This is a genomic window from Providencia sp. JGM181, from assembly GCF_018257375.1.
Classification (GTDB): Bacteria; Pseudomonadota; Gammaproteobacteria; order Enterobacterales; family Enterobacteriaceae; genus Providencia; species Providencia lanzhouensis.
Window position 1 is genome coordinate 1 of sequence record NZ_JAERJY010000220.1, and the last position, 3,303, is coordinate 3,303.

The 3,303-nt window shown below is 42.6% G+C and carries 4 protein-coding genes; all 4 read left to right on the forward strand.

Going from position 1 to position 3,303, the window contains the following annotated elements:
* Positions 1–266: 266 nt before the first annotated feature.
* Complete coding sequence (manX, locus tag JK188_RS16840) at positions 267–1,232, forward strand: PTS mannose transporter subunit IIAB (RefSeq protein WP_207910772.1); 966 nt, start codon at positions 267–269, stop codon at positions 1,230–1,232.
* A gap of 77 nt (positions 1,233–1,309) precedes the next feature.
* Positions 1,310–2,110, forward strand: coding sequence for a PTS mannose/fructose/sorbose transporter subunit IIC (locus JK188_RS16845; RefSeq protein WP_036953378.1), 801 nt, complete (start codon positions 1,310–1,312; stop codon positions 2,108–2,110).
* A 13-nt stretch (positions 2,111–2,123) separates the two neighbouring features.
* The gene (locus tag JK188_RS16850; protein WP_036953376.1) at positions 2,124–2,975 is read left to right on the forward strand and encodes a PTS mannose transporter subunit IID; all 852 of its coding nucleotides are present in this window, start codon (positions 2,124–2,126) and stop codon (positions 2,973–2,975) included.
* An 89-nt stretch (positions 2,976–3,064) separates the two neighbouring features.
* Positions 3,065–3,303: DUF986 family protein (locus tag JK188_RS16855; RefSeq protein ID WP_211888682.1), on the forward strand; the 239-nt coding region annotated here is incomplete at its 3' end.

Here is a 3,303-nt window from a genome sequence, read left to right on the forward strand (position 1 = left end):
GAGTTATAGGTTTATTTATCAGTAATATTTGGATCTGTTTTTATTTTTCTGACGCGAAACAAGTTTTTTAGATTAATCCTAGTGATATGATCAGACTGACCATTCAGCTAATAATTGCACTTAACTAATTATTAGCTAGCCACTTAGTTTGAATTTATTCAGCTACTATTTAAGGTGCAGGGGAAACACATAGAGAAGGAGTCCAGTTTCTAACTTCTATTCTATCGTCAATGATGTTTCGATTTATCTGTTAAGAGGGAAAAATAGTGAGTATAGCTATTATGATTGGTACCCACGGAGTTGCTGCTGAACAGCTACTCCGAACCACCGAGATGTTAATAGGCGAGCAAGAAAACGTCTCGTTTATTGACTTTGTCCCTGGGGAAAATGCTGACACCCTATTTGAAAAATACACACAAAAGCTGACTACTCTTGATACCTCAGCGGGTGTGCTATTTCTTGTTGATACATGGGGAGGTAGTCCATTTAATGCTGCTACACGCATTGCCAATGAGCATGACAATTACGAAATCATTACAGGCGTAAATGTCCCAATGCTCGTCGAGACCTTTATGTGCCGCGATGACAACCCATCCATGGATGAGCTGATCACCGTCGCGCTAGAAACAGGTCGCGGTGGCATCCGTCCATTCAAGTTTAAAGAAGTTATTGCAGAAACTCCTGCGCCCGCAGCGGTCAGTGCACCTGCTCCACAACCTGTTATTGCAGGCCCGGGTGAACACATGATTATTGCTTTAGCGCGTGTTGATGACCGATTAATTCACGGTCAGGTGGCGACTCGCTGGACAAAAGAGATGCGTGTTAAACGCATTATCGTTGTCAGTGATGAAGTAGCCAAAGATACCGTTCGCTCTACCTTACTGAAACAAGTTGCTCCTCCAGGTGTTACCGCCCACGTTGTTGACGTAGACAAATGTGTCCGTGTTTACAACAACCCGAAATATTCCGGCGAGCGCGTGATGCTGTTATTCACTAACCCAACAGATGTACAGCGTATTGTTGAGCAAGGCGTTGAGATTGACTCGGTCAATATTGGTGGGATGGCCTATACCGAAGGTAAAACCATGGTCACCAATGCCGTATCAATTAACCAAAAAGATATCGATGCATTCAATTATCTGAATGACAAAAATATTGAGTTAGAAGTTCGTAAAGTCGCTTCAGACAGTAAAGTCCACATGATGGATTTAATTAATAAACTCAAAAAATAATGTTTTAGAAATTAGTTCTTATTGAACCGTTACTCAAAAACAGACTTAGAAACTTGTTGGTTACAGGAGATTAAACAATGGAACTTACCGTTGTTCAAATAGTAATGGTCTTCGTCGTGGCTTGTATCGCCGGTATGGGATCGATCCTCGATGAATTCCAGTTCCACCGCCCTCTCATTGCCTGTACGCTTATTGGTATTGTTCTGGGTGATATGAAAACCGGTATTATTATCGGTGGTACACTGGAAATGATCGCGTTAGGTTGGATGAACATCGGTGCGGCCGTTGCACCAGATGCTGCATTAGCCTCCATCATTTCAACCATTCTGGTTATTGCAGGTGGTCAAAGTATCGGTGCCGGTATTGCACTGGCTATCCCACTGGCAGCAGCTGGACAAGTACTGACAATCATTGTTCGTACTATTACCGTTGCATTCCAACACGCCGCTGACCGTGCTGCGGTCTCCGGTAATTTAACCTCCCTGAGCATTATCCACGTTTCTGCGTTATTACTGCAAGCAATGCGTATCGCAATCCCTGCACTGATCGTCGCAATTTCAGTGGGAACTTCAGAAGTCCAGCACTTACTGAACTCTATCCCTGAAGTCGTTACCAACGGTTTGAACATTGCAGGTGGTATGATTGTTGTGGTCGGTTATGCGATGGTTATCAACATGATGCGCGCTGGCTATCTGATGCCGTTCTTCTATTTAGGCTTCGTGACTGCGGCCTTTACTAACTTCAACCTTGTTGCACTTGGTGTGATTGGTGTTGTGATGGCGATTCTGTACATCCAACTAAGCCCGAAATACAACAAATCCCAAGTTGTTGTCAGCCAATCAAACAGTAACAACAATCTTGATAACGAATTAGACTAGAAGGAACGTAAAAATGGTTGAACAAACTCAATCTACTGAAAAACGGCTGACAAAAAGCGATATTCGTGGGGTTTTCTTACGTTCTAACTTATTCCAAGGTTCATGGAACTTTGAACGTATGCAGGCTCTGGGTTTCTGTTTCTCAATGGTTCCCGTGATCCGTCGCTTATACCCAGAAAATAATGATGACCGTAAACAAGCGATTAAACGTCACTTAGAGTTCTTCAATACCCATCCTTACGTTGCTGCGCCTATTTTGGGTGTAACGATGGCGATGGAAGAAGAACGTGCTAATGGCGCGGACATCGACGATGGTGCAATCAACGGTATCAAAGTCGGTCTAATGGGACCATTGGCCGGTGTGGGTGACCCAATTTTCTGGGGAACTGTGCGCCCTGTATTCGCTGCTCTGGGTGCTGGTATCGCGATGACAGGTAGCTTGTTAGGTCCTGTACTGTTCTTCGTTCTGTTTAACCTTGTACGTCTGTTAACTCGCTATTATGGCGTGGCCTATGGCTACAAGAAAGGGATTGATATCGTTCAAGATATGGGCGGTGGATTCCTGCAAAAACTGACAGAAGGAGCATCGATTCTAGGCCTGTTTGTTATGGGGGCGCTGGTCAATAAATGGACTCACGTCAACATTCCACTCGAAGTTTCGCGGATCAAAAACCAAACCACGGGTGTGGAAGATATCACTACTGTTCAGATGATCCTCGACCAATTAATGCCTGGATTAGTTCCTCTATTGCTGACCTTCGCCTGTATGTGGCTGTTACGCCGTAAAGTGAATGCTTTATGGATCATTATCGGCTTCTTCGGTTTAGGTATTCTGGGTGCTTGGTTAAACTTCTTAGCGCCATAATTTCTGTTAAATAATAAAAAAGGGAGGTTGCAGCCTCCCTTTTTTACTTTTAAGCTTGGTAATTCGTCCACTTAGTCATGGGTACTCAAATGACCTTAAATGATGTCGTTTTAGCCATTATCATTTTGATCATGCTTGTATACGCAATCTATGATGAATTTATTCAAGGAACACTAAAAGGCAAAACTCTATTAAAAGTTAACTTAAAACGTAAACATCGAGTGGATGCCATCATTTTTATTGTTCTCATTTGTATAGTCATTTATACAAATATTGTTCGACATGGTAATTTATTAACCACTTATTTATTAATGATAACTATTTTTAT